At 37.6% G+C, this 14,477-nt stretch carries 12 protein-coding genes, 1 tRNA gene and 1 CRISPR repeat array; of the genes, 5 read left to right on the forward strand and 8 right to left on the reverse strand.

Going from position 1 to position 14,477, the window contains the following annotated elements:
• Nucleotides 1-29 precede the first annotated feature (29 nt).
• Together pdxJ and TOL5_RS06395 are read left to right on the forward strand one after the other, a co-directional pair.
• A complete protein-coding gene (gene pdxJ, locus TOL5_RS06390; protein WP_042087669.1) occupies nt 30-755 on the forward strand; it encodes a pyridoxine 5'-phosphate synthase in 726 nt (241 codons plus the stop codon).
• A 34-nt stretch (nt 756-789) separates the two neighbouring features.
• Nucleotides 790-1,446 carry a tRNA-(ms[2]io[6]A)-hydroxylase gene (locus tag TOL5_RS06395; protein ID WP_009584207.1) on the forward strand — a complete coding sequence of 219 codons (657 nt, stop codon included), beginning with the start codon at nt 790-792 and terminating at the stop codon, nt 1,444-1,446.
• Nucleotides 1,447-1,525: 79 nt separating this feature from the next.
• Here the strand turns inward: TOL5_RS06395 and TOL5_RS06400 are convergent, their stop codons facing one another.
• From TOL5_RS06400 to TOL5_RS06410, 3 genes are read right to left on the reverse strand one after another with little or no spacing between them, the layout of a single operon-like run.
• A complete protein-coding gene (locus TOL5_RS06400; protein WP_121774736.1) occupies nt 1,526-2,515 on the reverse strand; it encodes an aldo/keto reductase in 990 nt (329 codons plus the stop codon).
• Nucleotides 2,512-3,153 carry a hypothetical protein gene (locus tag TOL5_RS06405; protein ID WP_121774737.1) on the reverse strand — a complete coding sequence of 214 codons (642 nt, stop codon included), beginning with the start codon at nt 3,151-3,153 and terminating at the stop codon, nt 2,512-2,514. The genes TOL5_RS06400 and TOL5_RS06405 overlap by 4 nt, the downstream gene beginning before the upstream one ends.
• A 10-nt stretch (nt 3,154-3,163) precedes the next feature.
• Nucleotides 3,164-3,607: a RidA family protein gene (locus tag TOL5_RS06410; RefSeq protein WP_121774738.1), complete on the reverse strand. Its 444-nt coding sequence runs from the start codon at nt 3,605-3,607 to the stop codon at nt 3,164-3,166.
• 191 nt (nt 3,608-3,798) lie between these two features.
• Between TOL5_RS06410 and TOL5_RS06415 the strand changes: the two genes are divergently transcribed.
• Entirely contained in the window at nt 3,799-4,686 is an 888-nt protein-coding gene (locus tag TOL5_RS06415; protein WP_221260680.1) for a LysR family transcriptional regulator, read from the forward strand.
• Between the two features lie 470 nt (nt 4,687-5,156).
• A CRISPR array of direct repeats spans nt 5,157-6,744; the repeat unit is 28 nt; unit sequence GTTCACTACCGCATAGGTAGCTTAGAAA.
• 104 nt (nt 6,745-6,848) lie between these two features.
• Here TOL5_RS06415 and TOL5_RS06420 read toward each other — a convergent pair.
• A tRNA-Asn gene (locus TOL5_RS06420) sits at nt 6,849-6,924 on the reverse strand.
• 246 nt (nt 6,925-7,170) lie between these two features.
• On the opposite strand from TOL5_RS06420, the gene TOL5_RS06425 reads away from it, so the two are divergent.
• Nucleotides 7,171-7,653 carry a hypothetical protein gene (locus TOL5_RS06425; RefSeq protein WP_058968788.1) on the forward strand — a complete coding sequence of 161 codons (483 nt, stop codon included), beginning with the start codon at nt 7,171-7,173 and terminating at the stop codon, nt 7,651-7,653.
• A gap of 33 nt (nt 7,654-7,686) precedes the next feature.
• Here the strand turns inward: TOL5_RS06425 and TOL5_RS06430 are convergent, their stop codons facing one another.
• The 4 genes from TOL5_RS06430 to TOL5_RS06445 form a co-directional block, all read right to left on the reverse strand.
• The gene (locus tag TOL5_RS06430) at nt 7,687-9,117 is read right to left on the reverse strand and encodes a cryptochrome/photolyase family protein (RefSeq protein WP_121774740.1); all 1,431 of its coding nucleotides are present in this window, start codon (nt 9,115-9,117) and stop codon (nt 7,687-7,689) included.
• 110 nt (nt 9,118-9,227) lie between these two features.
• A complete protein-coding gene (locus TOL5_RS06435) occupies nt 9,228-9,710 on the reverse strand; it encodes an FKBP-type peptidyl-prolyl cis-trans isomerase (protein WP_004829245.1) in 483 nt (160 codons plus the stop codon).
• Nucleotides 9,711-9,853: 143 nt separating this feature from the next.
• The gene (locus tag TOL5_RS06440) at nt 9,854-11,140 is read right to left on the reverse strand and encodes an NAD(P)/FAD-dependent oxidoreductase (protein ID WP_100885652.1); all 1,287 of its coding nucleotides are present in this window, start codon (nt 11,138-11,140) and stop codon (nt 9,854-9,856) included.
• Nucleotides 11,141-11,265: 125 nt separating this feature from the next.
• Complete coding sequence (locus TOL5_RS06445) at nt 11,266-12,534, reverse strand: D-alanyl-D-alanine carboxypeptidase PBP6B (protein WP_042087659.1); 1,269 nt, start codon at nt 12,532-12,534, stop codon at nt 11,266-11,268.
• Between the two features lie 178 nt (nt 12,535-12,712).
• Between TOL5_RS06445 and TOL5_RS06450 the strand changes: the two genes are divergently transcribed.
• Nucleotides 12,713-14,416, forward strand: coding sequence for a M61 family metallopeptidase (locus tag TOL5_RS06450; protein ID WP_004829239.1), 1,704 nt, complete (start codon nt 12,713-12,715; stop codon nt 14,414-14,416).
• The last annotated feature ends 61 nt before the right edge of the window (nt 14,417-14,477 follow it).

Below are 14,477 nucleotides of genomic sequence, written 5' to 3' on the forward strand. Positions count from 1 at the left end.
TCACTTTATTGGTTAATTAGGAAAATGTTATGGCTGCATTGCTAGGTGTAAACATTGATCATGTTGCAACACTAAGACAAGCACGTGGAACAACTTATCCTGATCCTGTGAAAGCAGCATTGATCTGTGAACAAGCAGGGGCGGAAGGCATTACTTTACACTTGCGTGAAGATCGTCGTCATATTCAAGATGATGATGTACGCCGTATGCGACCAGTATTGAAAACCAGAATGAATTTAGAGATTGCTGTAACTGATGAAATGGTTGCATTTGCAACAGAGATCAAACCGCATCATGTTTGTTTTGTGCCTGAAAAGCGCCAAGAAGTGACCACTGAAGGTGGTTTGGATGTTGTTGGGCATTTTGCAGATGTAAAAGCGGCAACTCAAACACTCACCGCAATTGGCTGTGATGTTTCATTATTTATTGATCCTGACTTTGCGCAAATTGATGCAGCCATTGCCTGTGGTGCGCCTACGATTGAGTTGCACACAGGTGCATATGCTGATGCTGAATCTGGTGCAGAACAACAAGCGGAGCTTGAGCGTATTGTGAAAGGTGCGGAATACGCAGCAGCTCAAGGTTTGGTGGTGAATGCGGGTCATGGTTTGAATTTGGACAATGTTGCTGCAATTGCTGCTATTCCACAGATTCATGAATTGAATATTGGGCATTCTATTATTGCCGAAAGTGTATTTGTCGGTTTGGCGCAAGCTGTAAAAGACATGAAAGCCGCTATTCAAGCTGCAGCTTAAGTTACCTTTTGATTTACCTTATTGAATTTTGATCATGTCGAATATGAATTATGATGAACTCATGCAACCTGTGATTGCTTTTTTGGGCTGTGAAACGCCAAAAGCTTGGTTGGATGAAGCATTAAACAATCTCCCATTGCTGATGCAAGATCATGCGAATTGTGAAAAAAAAGCAGCAGGAACAGCAATGAACTTGATGTTTCGCTACAGTTTTTTTACCGATTTACAAGTGAAACTGGCACAGCTTGTTCGTGAAGAAATGTTGCACTATGAGCAAGTCTTAGAATTTATGCAAAAACGTGGTCAAGCGTGGCAGGGATTAAGTGCAGGCCGTTATGCTGGTGGATTGCGTAAGGAAATCCGAACTTACGAACCTGAAGCTTTAATTGATATTTTAGTCATCGGTGCTTTTGTTGAAGCTCGGTCGTGTGAGCGTTTTTACGCATTGGCACCGTTGGTGGATGATGAGCTTGGGCGTTATTACCGTTATTTGCTAAAATCAGAGTCACGCCACTATGAAGACTATTTGGCATTGGCTTTAGATGTTGCTCAAACTGCAAAATTAAAAGATCCTGAAGAAGATATTCAACAACGTATTGAATTGATTCGTGAAGTGGAAAAAGAGTTGATTTTAACTCCAGACAAAACTTTTCGCTTCCATAGTGGAGTACCCCTCAAGGGACGTGCTTAAGTCGAGATCTGTAGAAAAGACCAAAGTACTATTTTGGTCTTTTCGATTTTATAATCAAAAAAACGATAAAAACACTGATTTAAAATTTTTCTATTCCAGCCCAACCTGCTTGAGGATAGCGATCTCCTTGTATGTACTCAGGGCTAAAGAGTTGATCTAGTTGCTGAATCTGTATATCACTCAGCATGACTTCATTGGCTTTTAAGTTATCGTGTAGATAACGTGATTGCCGAGTTCCAAAAATAGGTGTGACATGAGTAAATTTACTCATTAACCATGCTAAAGCAATTTGGGCATTACTGTGTTTCCATGAGGCGCATATTTGACTAAATTTTTCTAGCAAATGTTGGTTTTTTTGAAATGCGTTACCTTGTAATCGAGGGAGGTTTTTTCTGAAATCTTGTGCATCCATTGTTGCTGGGTTTAATTCAGCCGTTAAAAATGCACGTCCTAATGGACTATAGGCAACAAACTCAACATTGAGTTCTAGGCAGGTTTGGAGTAATTCTTGCTCAGGCTCTCTTGACCAAAGTGAATATTCGCTCTGTACTGCTGTAACAGGTGCAACCGCATTTGCTCTTTTGAGCGATTGAGCAGAAATTTCGGAAAAACCAAAACTTTTGATTTTGCCTTGTCGAATTAAGTCTGATAGTGTCCCTGTCACATCCTCAATCGGGACTTCAGTTTGTCGACGATGACAATAATATAGATCAATCTGCTCAATGCCTAAACGTGTTAAAGATGCTTCACAAGCTTGGCGAATATAGTTTGGCGTGTTGTCGATACGTCGTTCATAGTGATTTTGATCACGTACAATTCCAAATTTAGTTGCAATCACTATCGCATCTCGTTGATTTCGATAATGTGCGATAAACTGTGCTAATAATTTTTCGTTGTGTCCATGTCCGTAAGTATCTGCGGTATCAAAAAAATTAATCCCAGAATCAAATGCTTCCTCTAAAATTCTAAGTGAATTTTGATCATCTGTTTGACCATAAAATTCACTCATTCCCATACATCCTAAGCCCATTGCTGAAATTTCAAGTGATGTCTGATTTAAATTCTTCATTTTGCTTGACCTATATAAGAGGGTTCATCTTTCAACCATGAGTCGTGTAGCCATTTTTCTGTTTTGCGATGTCCAGGAAAGTTAATCCAAACAATATCTCTTTCAAAAATAATTGGATGTTGATTTTTTCCAACTATGACCCAAAACCAACGACCATCATTTAAATTGCGCATTTTGACTTTCATGCCTGAAATTTTTTGATTATTTCCATAGAGCTGTATAATTTCATCATGCTGATCAACCCATTGAATTTTTCTATGTTGCAGTAAATCAGGTGCATAACGTTGTAAAAAATCATCAGCAATTTTTTGTGCCTGTACTTTGCTGGGTAAATTTCCATGAACCAGACTTGCATCTAAATAAGAAAATCCTTTCAAATTATGTGCAGCGTCTGATAAATAGCTAAAGTTTTCTTCACCTAATCTAAATGATGGTGATTTTTGAAAGCGTATCCATTGCACTTGTTGAGCATCAATCGGGACAGGTTGCTCATGTACTTTTTGATAATGTGTGGGCATAAATTCAGCCAAAAATTGAGATATTTTACTTTCCTGACTGGGGGTATTTATCGGTGCTGTAACATTTGCAGAACATGAAGCAGTAAATAAGGCACTGCCAAAAATTAAGGCGTATTTCATAGGGTGACTCCTAAATTGTTAAGTTAAGATTTGCGGGAATAACAGCAACAGCTTCTACTTCAACTAAAACATCAGGGTGAAATAATTGTGCAACTCCGATCAGACTACTTGCAGGTGGCAATTGTGGATCAATAAATTTGTCTCTAACTTTACGAATCATGAGCAACTGATCAGGCTTTAGATCACGGATATAAATAGTCAGTTTTACTAAGTGTGGAGTGCCGATACCTGCCTGATGTAGTGTTTTTTCAATATTTTGAAAGGCTAAATGAAGTTGTTTCTCCAGATCAGCCTGTAAAATTTCTCCTTGTTCTGTTATTGGCACATGCCCTGACAAGTACATGAGTTGTCCTTGTTGCACGACGATTGCTTGTGAAACATTAGGAATATTCAACTGGATCGGATTGATTGCATGGAGGATTGGATTGGTTGATGGTGTTGTTTGTTGATACATATTGACCTCATGTGAATTGTTATTGTGTGCGTAGCTTAAATTGCTGATAAAGAGCAAAACGAAGAAAAATGGAAAAGCAAAGAAGCAGTTACGCATATTGAAGAACCTATTTAAAAAGCTCATTTGATTGTGCTTCGATTTCATTTTTTATAGAATGATGATTATTAGTAGTTATAAATTCCAAAAATGAAATGTTAGATGATTTGAGTTTATTTATAGCGATTGTCAGAGCTGGAAGCTTGAATATGGCATCTGAACAACAAAATATTCCCGCTGCTACATTGACCCGTCGTTTAAAAAAATTAGAAGAAAGCTTGGGCTGTAAGTTATTACATCGAAACAGCCGAGGAATACAGCTAACTCAAGAAGGGCAACGTTATTACGAGCGTTGTCAGCCTTTACTGAGCGCGTTATTGCAAAATACACATGAAATAAAAGAAGAAACAACTCAAGTTAAGGGTCGTATTAAAATTTTGGCTCCGATGAATCTTGCGATTTTTCCTTTGCAAGAATTTTGGAATACTTTTCTAAAACGCTATCCAGAGATTGAACTTGAATTGCAATTAGACAATGTACTTGATGATTTAATGACTCAAGGCGCAGATTTAGCTTTGCGTGTCGGTAAAATGCCCAATAGTGTATATATTCAAAAACGATTAGCCAGTATTAAAACCTGTATCGTGGCTTCTCAAGACTATTTAAATCAGCATGATATTCAGACGCCAGAAGATTTAGCGCAACAAGACTGGTTATTGGCTTATCCTTTAGAACAAATTGAACTACGGTACCAACAACAAAATTATAAATTTAAAATTCAAACTAGTCGCTTAAAAGTGAATGAAATCAGTCTATGTGTCAGTCTTGCAGAACGTGGCTTGGGCTTATGCTATGTTCCATTTACCCAATGTGAAGATGCTTTGAAGGCTGGAAGACTCAAACAGGTTTTACCTGAATGGCAATTGCCAATCAGAGATGTCTATGCTGTTTGGCATGCTCAAAAAGTCATACCTGCAAGAGTCAAAGTTATCATTGAAGAGTTAGCTATTTTTTTCCAGAAACAGACTTGGAATCATACATAATTCAAAATTTTATTCTTATAAAAACAATAAGCACTATTTTTGATGAAATTTACGTTATAGCACAAGTTTTATTGAACTTTAACATCATATAAAAATAATCTTTTTTAGCAGTTTATTGAGTTGCAAAGGAAGTATGTATTATCGTTTGCAAGATAAATTAAATTTTAAATATTTGATTGATAAATAAATTATTTTATATGAGGTATGTCGTATGATTCTAAGGAGTGAATCTATTAGAGTTTGTATTATATACTGCTATAACTTGTTGCTGATGAGGCAAAAGGGAACAATTTTGGGAAATATGCTTTTAATAGAATTACGATTATTCAAATATTTTAACCCAATATTTTTTTACTCTTTAACAACTGAATAAAATCAATAAGTTATATTGGTAAGTAAAAACTTGGGTCATTTGATGATTTTTAGATTTAACTTACTGTTATCACTTTATTTTTTGATCTAAAATTATAGTTCACTACCGCATAGGTAGCTTAGAAATAAAGATCGTATCTCAACATATAAGATTAAGTGTTCACTACCGCATAGGTAGCTTAGAAATAACTCATTCATGGTTGCTAATGCATTCGTAGGTTCACTACCGCATAGGTAGCTTAGAAATTTGCCACCGGATTGCGATTGGCGAACAACTCGTTCACTACCGCATAGGTAGCTTAGAAATGCGACCAATGCTGGCTGTAAATCAGTCGTAAGTTCACTACCGCATAGGTAGCTTAGAAATGCGGGATTGTTCGGGTTGTACACAGTAGGTAGTTCACTACCGCATAGGTAGCTTAGAAAAAAAGCCTACGGCAAATTTGAAGAAGTAAAAAGTTCACTACCGCATAGGTAGCTTAGAAAAAAAAAACAGGTGTTAATTTCAAAGGTAAACTGTTCACTACCGCATAGGTAGCTTAGAAAAATACACGATCATTCAGAGGCTATCCTCAATGGTTCACTACCGCATAGGTAGCTTAGAAATCTAAAACCTCATAATATAAAATTATTATCACGTTCACTACCGCATAGGTAGCTTAGAAACATGATTTGAAATTGTCCCCAAGAACAAGACAGTTCACTACCGCATAGGTAGCTTAGAAAAATAAGATTGGTAAGTATCCTTCAGGTGCGACGTTCACTACCGCATAGGTAGCTTAGAAAGCCATTATTAGGGTCATTTGGATTAGGTTTAGGTTCACTACCGCATAGGTAGCTTAGAAAAGTAACCAAAATAGGATTAAATTTATGATTATGTTCACTACCGCATAGGTAGCTTAGAAATGTCGGGTCTGTTTCAGGCGTTGGGAGTGCATGTTCACTACCGCATAGGTAGCTTAGAAAAAACAAAAGCGTTTTATATGTCAGAGCTTCAAGTTCACTACCGCATAGGTAGCTTAGAAAGATCTATTTTTAAATAAGTAGTCTGAAGATTTGTTCACTACCGCATAGGTAGCTTAGAAATACGAAAGTACGTAACTTGTTCGCAATGTATTGTTCACTACCGCATAGGTAGCTTAGAAATCGGTGTACTTGCGTTAGTACGTGCTGCTTTTGTTCACTACCGCATAGGTAGCTTAGAAATAAGACCAGATGACTATTTTAAAAAAACAACTGTTCACTACCGCATAGGTAGCTTAGAAAATTCACCGCCATAAAGGATATGACTTTTTATTGTTCACTACCGCATAGGTAGCTTAGAAAACGTACAGGAAAATCACTAAAATCAGTTGAATGTTCACTACCGCATAGGTAGCTTAGAAAATTTTGTTAGAAATGCTCTTAATGATTAGGACGTTCACTACCGCATAGGTAGCTTAGAAATTTCCAATCCCTCTGAATACAAATTTCCAAAAGTTCACTACCGCATAGGTAGCTTAGAAAATTAAGCCATTTTTGACAGTCGGATTGCTTGAGTTCACTACCGCATAGGTAGCTTAGAAAATCTAACGAATTGTAATAACCATCAAATATAAGTTCACTACCGCATAGGTAGCTTAGAAATCATTGATGTTAAAGAGGGTTACAGTCCAACAGTCCACTACAGCATAGGTAGCCTAGAAAAATTGTTAAACCTCTCTGATGATTTTAAAAATTTATAGTTGTATAAATTGTTTATTTTATAGCAATAAAAAAAGCCCACTCGAATGAAGTGGGCTTTTAGAATTTGGCTCTCCAACCTGGGCTCGAACCAGGGACCTGCGGATTAACAGTCCGTCGCTCTACCGACTGAGCTATTGGAGAATCTGCATGCGATTATAAGGATATATCACGAGTGGTCAAGCCTTTGATGTCATCTTTTCTTCATTTTTGACTTGTATGCTTTTTATTTAAACAAATAAGATCAAAATTAAAAAAATGGATTTGAGTGGTTGCAAAGCGAGAGCTGACTTGTTAGATTAAAAACATAAAGAGCGTTTAAGTTTGACTTAAACCGTGTGGATTTAACCAACTTGCCAGCACTAAAATGGCTAAATAGGAGACAGCGCGATGACGACGCTAACTATTTCTCAAATTTTTGAAAAATTTTCTTTTTATCAAGAAAACTACCTTTCTATCCTGCAAAATCCTGAACAATATCATATTGAAGTTGAGCAAGCATATTTAGATGTTTGGCCTTTTTCTGAGAAAAAACTGTACTTAGGCGATTTGTTACAACTGTGGTTTAGTGAAAAGTGGCTGATTAATTCAACATGCAGATTATTACTGAATTCATCGACATTAGATTCATCTGATTTAACTGCTGAACCCACTCAAAAACAGATCCAAAGAACACAGGATTTATATTTATTTCAATTAAGTGGCAGTACTTTATCAGGTTCAAACCATGCACAAGTCTGGTCTGTTTCTGAACAGAAAGTACTGTATGTCTCTTTAAACAGTATTTTTAAATATTACTGCTATTTTGAATCGATTGAACGTCCAAAAAATTATCCAAACCATCAATTTAAAACTTTTGGTCAAGCCATCTAATCCACAATTTGAGAAGCTTTTAAGTTGAGTATTTTAAATCTGCTTAAAAGCTTCAATTGCGCGGATGCGACTTTGTTTTAAATCAACAATAGGTTGAGGATAATTCAGTTGTATTTCTGAATTTTTGGCATAAGGTTCGTGAATGGTTTTTGCATCCAAATCAGCAAGTTCGGGTACCCATTTTCGGATATATTCACCTTCAGCATCAAACTTTTGTGATTGGCTGACTGGATTGAAAATACGGAAATAGGGAACTGAATCTGTGCCTGTTGAAGCGCACCATTGCCAACCGCCGTTATTTGCAGCCAAGTCGCCATCAATCAAATGTTGCATAAACCATTGTTCCCCTAATCGCCAATCAATCAAAAGATTTTTGCTCAGGAACATGGCAACAATCATTCGTACACGGTTATGCATCCAACCTGTCTGTAGTAATTGGCGCATCCCAGCATCAACAATCGGAATGCCTGTCTGACCCATTTGCCAAGCGATTAGATCCTCAGGTGCATCACGCCATGCTAATTTTTGCGTTGTTTGTTTAAATGGTAAGTGCTTTGATACACGAGGAAAATCAAACAGTATATGTTGATAAAACTCTCGCCAAAGCAACTCGTCCATCCAAGTTTGTTGACCTATATTTTCAATCGTAAATTGACCGTGTTGCGCTCTAAATAAAGCATTTAAACACTGTCGAATCGAAATGATGCCAATATTTAAATATGCGGAGAGTTGACTGGTGGCTTCAAGATTTGGAAAATCTCGATGTACTTGATAATTTTCAATATGATTGTCTAAAAATTCATCTAAAAGATGCCATGCATGTGCTTCGCCTACTTGCCATTGCTTTTTGGTATTTTTCTCTACACATTCAAATCCGAGAGTTTTTATTGTTGGAAGCGGATTTAAATCATCTTTGTAAATACTCATATCCAAAGATTGAATTTCAGGGACAGGATAACACTGAGGTACTGAAATACTCAGTTGTTCATAACAATATTTTTTAAATGCACCAAACACTTGATAGGGTTGATTTGATTTATTACGGATCGAGCCTACAGGAAACAATGTACGATCATGATATAAAATTAGATCATGTCCATTTTTATTCAAACGCTTTTGAACGTCAAAGTCTCTATTTAACTCATTGACGCCACACTCAATATTGGCATGAATATTTTCAATATTTAATTTTTGACAGAGTTGAGTGACTTCTGTTGCTATATTTTCCCACAATGGAATGGTTTGAATGATCAGCGGAATATTTAGCTTCGTTAGGGCGTGTTGCAGCACCTCTATTTGACGTAGATAGAAGTCGATTTTAATCGGTGCATCATCATGTTTTTGCCATTGTTGAGGTGAAAGTACAACCAGTGCGATCACCGTGCCTGACTGGCGAGCATGCCAAAGGGCGGCGTGGTCATGGATACGTAAATCTTGTCTAAACCAAATGAGTTGTTTTTGCATAAAATTTTCACAAATCGTTTTATTGATACATGATGCAAATCACTTTAACGCGATACATATAAAAAAGGCAAAGTAAAAACTTTGCCTTTTCAGATCAGATGAAACAGATCTTAGTGGTGATGACCACCTGCGCCATGTACATGACCGTGTTCTAATTCTTCAGGAGAAGCGTCACGTACTTCTACGATTTCTACTTCAAAAGTAAGATCTTGACCAGCCAATGGGAAGTTAGCATCAACGATTACGTTTTCGCCTTCAACTGCTTTAACTGTAACGATTTGAACGCCATCATCAGTTTGAGCTTGGAACTGCATACCCGCTTCAATGTTTTCAACGCCTTGGAACATTTGAGCAGGAACTTCTTGAACGAGGTCAGGATTATATTCACCATAACCTTCAGCAGCAGGGATAGTTACTGTAAATTTGTCACCTACAGTTTTACCTTCTAAAGCTTTTTCTAAACCAGGAATGATGTTACCTGCGCCATGTAAATATGCAAGTGGTTCACCTTGAGATTTATCAAGAGTTTCACCCTCAGCGTTAGTTAACGTATAGTGGAAAGAAACCACGTTGTTATTTGCAATAGCAGTCATGTTATTGATCCATTCGGTAATCGATAATTTTAAGGCTACATCATAAAGTGAAAAGCAATTTTTGTAGACTAAATTTAATAAAAAATTGCATTTTCAGCTGTATTTTGACCATTTTTTCATAGATTGGGACTAAAAATTAGATTTCAATGCAATTTAATTTTAGGTGCAATTTTTCGTGTAACAAAATCTTTGGCTGTTAATAGACCTGCATGTGCATAACCATAAATGGTGGCTTGATGGATACGGTATAAAGAGACATACATTGATTTTGCAACAAAGCCTTGCACATTGACTTGACCCAACAATTCACCCACAGCTTTATTTTCACTTAGAGAGACCAGTGAACCTTTGTCTGCAAATTGGAACATCGGCTGTTGGCGTCCTTTGATACGTGCATGCATGGCATCTACCAGAAAAGCGGCTTGTTGACTTGCTACTTGTGCACGTGGACCAAGCGGGGCTTCACGTGCATCTAAGATACAGTGTGCGCAATCTCCAAAAGCAAAGATATTTGGATCTGCTTGGGTTTGTAAGGTTGCATATACTTTCAAACGACCCATGCGGTCTTTTTCAAAACCTTCTAGGTTTGCAATTACTTTAGGTGTTTTGATACCCGCCGCCCAGACTTTTAATTGTGCTTCTACAGATGTACCATCATTGAAATAAACCGTTTCAGCATCGACTTTTTCAACACGCTTTCCAGTTAAGACATCAATTTTCATGCGTTTTAATTGCTGAGTTGCATGTTCAGCCATTTTTTCAGACAGTGCAGGCAAGATACGGTCAGCACCTTCAACCAAGGTGATTTTGACATTGTTAGGATTGATTTTATTCAAGCCGTATTTATAAAAGTTTTGTTTGGCTTGAACCAGCTCTGCGGAAAGTTCAACACCTGTTGCACCCGCACCAATGACAGCAATATGCAGTTCACGATCAATATTTTTATTTTGTGCGTCTAAGTACAAGTGGAGCAAGTCTTGTTGGAAAATTTCCGCTTGTTGTCGGCTATCCAAATAGTGACAAAACTCTTTAACGCCCGGTGTATTAAAATCATTGGAAACAGAACCAACAGCAAGAATCAAAGTGTCATAACTGAGCACTATTTTTTCTTGGTTGGATTCATACTTGCTGATTTGCGTCTTACTTAGCTCAATGGTTTTATGCTCACGATCGAGCTGTTCAAACCGCCCTAAAACAAACTCATAATGATGTTTAGCGGCATGTGCATAGTAGTTGGTTTCTTCATCGCTTGGATTCATGGTTCCTGCAGCGATTTCGTGGAGTAGCGGCTTCCAAATATGGGTAAGTTTTTGGTCAACAAGGGTGATTTTGGCTTTCTTACTTTTACCAAGCGTATCACCCAGTTGTGTCACCAGCTCTAAACCACCAGCACCACCACCAACAACCACAATATGATGTAGATTAGACATAAAAAACCTAAATAGTTGTTATAAAAAAGGATGGCTTAAATATGCCATCCTATTTAATTATTTAGGTTTTTTTTGTATTACAGGTTACATAATTACAATAAATCTAAGTGAATTGGTTGGTTTTATTAAATCCCAAAAATTGACTTGATCCACTCCATTAAACGTTCGAACCAAGAGGCTTGTTCAATATGAACCTCATCTTCAATGTCGAAGCTTTGGATAAGTTGATTGTCTTGATAAACATTCACTTTAGCCAAATGCATGATTTTTTCTAAAGGTGCGGTCAATGATGTTTCATTGAGTTGAACATTTAAACGCGTTTGTGTTGTTGTCAAAGGTTCTACAGCTGTTAATAATCCATTGCTGTCAGTTTTCATGACACGGCTATTGACTACATCAAAGGTGTTTAGATCAATTGGATTTACATCGTTATAAAGTGAGGTGGTAACCAACTGAGGCTTTCTTGCCTCAACTTTAAACATTTTTAATGTGGATTTGACCACAGGGAGTTCAGCAATTAATTGTTTGTCTTTGATTGCTACTTCGTCTCGTGTATAGGCATAGCCCAAATTTAACAGCTTATGGGCAATTTCAGCACGTTTAACGGCACTTTTAGCACCCATGACCACAACAATTAAACGACGGTCAGGAGACTCAGCAATAGCAGAAGGGCGGTGTGCTGTTAAAGCCAAATTATAACCTGCAGCTTTGGTAAAACCTGTTTTTAAACCATCAACACTTGGGTCTGTTTTTAAAACAAGATTGGTTGCGTGATGAAAATGTTGGTTATAACTGAAACTTGGCATGACTGAATAATGCATATATTCAGGGGTTTGTGAGGTTACAGCTTGACCCAAGATCGCCATGTCATGCGCAGAAGAAAAATGATCTGGCATGGTGATCCCTGGTGGATTGGCAAAATGAGTATCTTTCATTCCCAAAGCTTGTGCTTCTTGGTTCATACGCGCAACAAATGCGGGTACGCTACCAGAGATGCGCTCTGCCAAAGTCACTGCTGCATCATTGGCAGACATGACAATCAATCCAGCAAGAAGTTGATCAATCGAGATCTGCTCACCTTGTTTCAGGTACATCTGAGATTCATCCCACTGTACGACTTGAACCACAGGTGTCGCGGTAATAATCTCTTCTTTTTTAAGATGACCTGCTTTTATTTCTTTTAAGGCAATATATGCCACCATCATCTTGGTCATGGATGCAGGTGCACGCTGAACATGACTATTATATTCCGCAATGGTCTGACCTGATTGCGTATCTAATATTGTCCAAGCTTCAGCTTCAACAGATTGCGGGTTAATATTTAAGAGTGCGGCATTAACAAACGTGGAACAAACCAAGCCCGTTATTGCAATAAAAGAAGCAAGAATTTTCAACAGATTTACCTTTAAGCCAATCCAATGGCAAGAGTAGACAAACTGTGCGAATGCTATGCCTTTTTTGCATTCTACGCTAGTAAGAATTGCAGACAATTTCGACTAAAATCGCCCGACTTTGTAAAAAAATGCTAATCTAATTGGTAATTTCTCACTGTCTATTTTCGAATATATATTTATGTTGCATTATCAGATTGAATTTGACGATTATCGTCAACACCTCATCCATGTCACATTGCGCTTTCTTGCGAATCCAACTCAAGTGTTGTCACTGCCGACATGGATTCCAGGAAGTTATTTAATTCGCGAATTTTCAAAGCATATCGAATCGGTTAAAGCTTATGATGAAGCTGGTCGTCAACTTAAAATAAATAAATTTGAAAAAAATAAATGGCGTTTATATAACACAGATCATGAACTGATTACGGTTGAGTACGATGTTTATGCCTATGATCTTTCAGTGCGAGGTGCATATGTTGATCAAAGCCGTTTGTATGTGAATCCAGCTTGTGTATGTTTAGGGCTTCAAGATCAACAAGATTCTGCGATTGAAGTTGAAGTATTTTTACCCGAGGAGTTAAAGCATTTTCAACTTGCGACGGGTTTAGTATCGAAGAGTTTGGTGAAAGGTCGTTTTACCTTAAAAGCCGATCATTATGCTCAACTGATCGATGCACCATTTGAATTGGCAGAACAAACAAGATTTAGCTTCGAGGCGAATGGAATTCCACATGAGTTTGTGGTTTCTGGTCAACATGCAATGAATGCTGAACGTATGAAGCAAGATCTTGAAAAAATCTGTAGTACAGAAATTAGCATGTTTGGTTCAGCACCTTTCGAAGACTATACGTTCATGACAATGGCAACAGGCAATAGCTATGGCGGGTTAGAACACCCAAATAGCACGAGTCTGATTACTCCACGTAGTGACTTGCCAAAGTTGAACGAGCCTGAGGAACCATCGGCAGATTATCAACGATTCTTGGGGCTTTGCAGTCATGAGTATTTTCACTCATGGTTAGTTAAATTTATTCGACCAGAAAACTTTGCCAATTATGATTTAGATCAGGAAGGTTACACCTCTTTATTGTGGATTTTCGAAGGTTTCACTTCATATTATGATGATTTGATTTTGTACCGCAGCGGTGTGATTTCTCAAGCGTCATATTTGAGTTTGCTGAAAGGACAAATTGATCGTTATTTGCAAAATCCGGGACGTTTTATTCAGTCTGTTTCTGAATCAAGTTTTGATGCTTGGATTAAATTTTATCGTCAAGATGAAAACTCAAACAATGCTGGAACCAGTTACTATAACAAAGGCTGTTTAGTAGCACTAAGTTTGGATTTGGGATTACGTTTACGTGGCTCTAGTCTAGATGCTTTGATGCGCCGTTTGTATGAAAATACTCAAAAAGGTATTCAAGTCAATGAGCGCACAATTGTTGAATTATGTAATGAATTGACAGGCAGCAATTGGATTGAACAAATTAATCATTTGATCAATACCACTGATGAATTGCCACTGGATCAATTGTTCCCTGAATTTGGTTTGAGTTATCGTTTAAAAAATGAAAAGGCATTGCCATTTGGACTGAAATTGGTGGATAAACCTGAAGGGGTGCTTATTCAACAGGCGAGACGTGAAGGTACCGGTGCGATTGCAGGACTTTCAGCCAATGATGTCATAGTTGCGATTGATGGGTTAAAAGCCTCAGAAAAACTTTTATCCCAATATTCCAAACAACAAGATAGATTTACCGTGTATGCCTTCCGCCGAGATGAATTTATGCAGTTCGAGCTTCAAGGTGGGGAAATTGATTTAACTACAGTTGAATTGACTGTTTTAGATCAAGACAAAGCAGAAAAATGGCTCAACGTTTAAATTGGCTTGAACTGAAAACCGATGTTTGATACATCGGTTTTTTTAGGGCGGAATTTAAACT

Source organism: Acinetobacter sp. Tol 5 (assembly GCF_019702905.1).
GTDB lineage: Bacteria > Pseudomonadota > Gammaproteobacteria > Pseudomonadales > Moraxellaceae > Acinetobacter > Acinetobacter bereziniae.

Excerpts from the sequence above, each read along its gene's own strand:
- pdxJ (WP_042087669.1), top strand. The coding sequence starts at position 30 with ATGGCTGCATTGCTAGGTGTAAACATTGATCATGTTGCAACACTAAGA.
- TOL5_RS06395 (WP_009584207.1), top strand. The coding sequence starts at position 790 with ATGTCGAATATGAATTATGATGAACTCATGCAACCTGTGATTGCTTTT.
- TOL5_RS06400 (WP_121774736.1), bottom strand. The coding sequence starts at position 2,515 with ATGAAGAATTTAAATCAGACATCACTTGAAATTTCAGCAATGGGCTTA.
- TOL5_RS06405 (WP_121774737.1), bottom strand. The coding sequence starts at position 3,153 with ATGAAATACGCCTTAATTTTTGGCAGTGCCTTATTTACTGCTTCATGT.
- TOL5_RS06410 (WP_121774738.1), bottom strand. The coding sequence starts at position 3,607 with ATGTATCAACAAACAACACCATCAACCAATCCAATCCTCCATGCAATC.
- TOL5_RS06415 (WP_221260680.1), top strand. The coding sequence starts at position 3,799 with ATGTTAGATGATTTGAGTTTATTTATAGCGATTGTCAGAGCTGGAAGC.
- TOL5_RS06425 (WP_058968788.1), top strand. The coding sequence starts at position 7,171 with ATGACGACGCTAACTATTTCTCAAATTTTTGAAAAATTTTCTTTTTAT.
- TOL5_RS06430 (WP_121774740.1), bottom strand. The coding sequence starts at position 9,117 with ATGCAAAAACAACTCATTTGGTTTAGACAAGATTTACGTATCCATGAC.
- TOL5_RS06435 (WP_004829245.1), bottom strand. The coding sequence starts at position 9,710 with ATGACTGCTATTGCAAATAACAACGTGGTTTCTTTCCACTATACGTTA.
- TOL5_RS06440 (WP_100885652.1), bottom strand. The coding sequence starts at position 11,140 with ATGTCTAATCTACATCATATTGTGGTTGTTGGTGGTGGTGCTGGTGGT.
- TOL5_RS06450 (WP_004829239.1), top strand. The coding sequence starts at position 12,713 with ATGTTGCATTATCAGATTGAATTTGACGATTATCGTCAACACCTCATC.